Source organism: Arthrobacter sp. GCM10027362 (assembly GCF_042679445.1).
In the GTDB taxonomy this organism is placed as follows: Bacteria; Actinomycetota; Actinomycetes; order Actinomycetales; family Micrococcaceae; genus Crystallibacter.
Map to the genome: position 1 here is coordinate 1 of NZ_JBHTML010000349.1, position 1,646 is coordinate 1,646.

4 protein-coding genes are annotated in these 1,646 nt (G+C 73.1%); 3 read left to right on the forward strand and 1 reads right to left on the reverse strand.

The window, feature by feature from the left end; genetic code table 11:
- Positions 1-239: DUF1206 domain-containing protein (locus ACFQ36_RS22535; protein ID WP_377017780.1), on the reverse strand; the 239-nt coding region annotated here is incomplete at its 3' end.
- A 131-nt stretch (positions 240-370) separates the two neighbouring features.
- Between ACFQ36_RS22535 and ACFQ36_RS22540 the strand changes: the two genes are divergently transcribed.
- The 3 genes from ACFQ36_RS22540 to ACFQ36_RS22550 form a co-directional block, all read left to right on the forward strand.
- Positions 371-760: an MmcQ/YjbR family DNA-binding protein gene (locus ACFQ36_RS22540; protein WP_377017782.1), complete on the forward strand. Its 390-nt coding sequence runs from the start codon at positions 371-373 to the stop codon at positions 758-760.
- Complete coding sequence (locus ACFQ36_RS22545) at positions 757-1,473, forward strand: hypothetical protein (protein WP_377017784.1); 717 nt, start codon at positions 757-759, stop codon at positions 1,471-1,473. Before ACFQ36_RS22540 ends, ACFQ36_RS22545 begins: the two co-directional genes overlap by 4 nt.
- The coding region (locus ACFQ36_RS22550; RefSeq protein ID WP_377017786.1) for a DUF1990 family protein at positions 1,470-1,646 on the forward strand (177 nt) is incomplete at its 3' end. The genes ACFQ36_RS22545 and ACFQ36_RS22550, both read left to right, overlap by 4 nt.

The window sequence follows — 1,646 nt, forward strand, 5'->3', positions numbered from 1 at the left end:
CCGGCCAGCTGGGCGGCCGCGCCGGACTGGTCCGCCTCGCCCGAACGGCCGAAGGCCAGCCGCAGCGCGATGACGCCGATGAGCAGGTGCAGCAGGCCGTTGGCCGCCCAGCCGCACCGGGCCATGATCTCGAAGGGCCTGGACTGCTCGGCCCGCTGCGCCGCACCGGCCAGCTCCCGGGCCGGGCCCGCGCCCGGCTCTCCGGCACGGTCCCCGGCACTGTCCCTGGCATTGTCCACGCCGGCCTCCATTCCGCCCCGCAGTAGTCCCCGCGGCTGTCCCTGCCCACCATCGTCCCACCTCGGGATGCCGTGGGACAGCCCGCCCGTCCGGGTTCCGGTCCGGCCGGGGCGGGGGTAGGCTCAAAACTGTGGACGGACCAGCACTGCGCTCGTTCTGCTTGTCGCTGCCGGGGGCCTTCGAGGACTTCCCCTTCGGCCCGGAGTTCTCGGTCTTCAAGGTCCGGGCCGGGGCCTCGGCGCGTATGTTCGCGCTGTCCGGCCTGGATGCCAGGCCGCTGACCGTCAGCCTGAAATGCGAGCCCGTCCTGGCCCGGCAGCTGCGTGCGGCCCATCCCGAAATCACCGGGGCATGGCATATGAACAAGACCCATTGGAACGGGGTGCGGCTGGACGGGGCGCTGGCGGACAGCATGGTCCGCGACATGATCGAAGACTCCTACGACCTGGTGGTGTCGGGGCTGCCGCGGCCGGACCGCGAGGCCCTGGGCTGGGCGCGGCTGGCGAAGGAGGGCCGGTGATTCCCCAGGAACGGCTGGACGAGCTGTGGGACTTCTCAGACCCGCAGAGCTCCGAGCAACGGCTGCGGGAAGCGGACACCGGCCAGTTTGCGCTGCGCTCGGACCGCAACGAGTTGGCCACCCAGATTGCCCGCGCGCTGGGACTGCAGGGCCGGCACGGCGAGGCGCTGGACCTGCTGGAGCGGATCGACGACGACGACCCGGTGGTACGGGCGCGGGTGCTGCTCGAACGCGGCCGGGTGCTGCACGCCTGCGGCAAGCCGTCCCAGGCGCTGCCGCTGTTCGAGGAGGCCGCCCGCCGGGCCGAAGACATCGGCCACCACTTCCTTGCCGTGGACAGCCTGCACATGGCGGCCCAGGCGGATCAGCGCCACGCCTGGGACCATACCGACCGGGCCCTGGCCATCCTGTACCGCTCCGAGGACAACCGGGTGCGAAGCTGGGCCATCGACCTGTATACCAACCTGGGCCGGGTGCTGATGGACAAGGGCGAATATCCCGGTGCCCACGAGCAGTTCCAGCTCGCCGAGGACGCCGCCCGCGCCCACGGCAGCGAGCAGCAGGTGCACCGGGCGCGCTGGGCGGTGGCGCGCAGCCTGCGGGCACTCGGGCGGCACGAGGAGGCGCTGGCCATCCAGCGCCACCTGGCCGAGGCCCGGCCCGGGGATGCGGATGTGCAGGAGGAAATCCGGCTGCTGCAGGAGGGCCGGTGAGGGCTCCGCGCGGGCAGCTGACCTACGCGGAACACGGCTGGTCGCAGCGCTGCCGTGCCCCGGAGGGCTACCGGGTGGCGCGGCACCGGGCCGCCGTCGGCAGCGGGGAACAGGCCTACGCGGCGCTGGCGGCGGGCATCATGGGCTGGCAGCTGCACCGGCTGGCCGGGCTG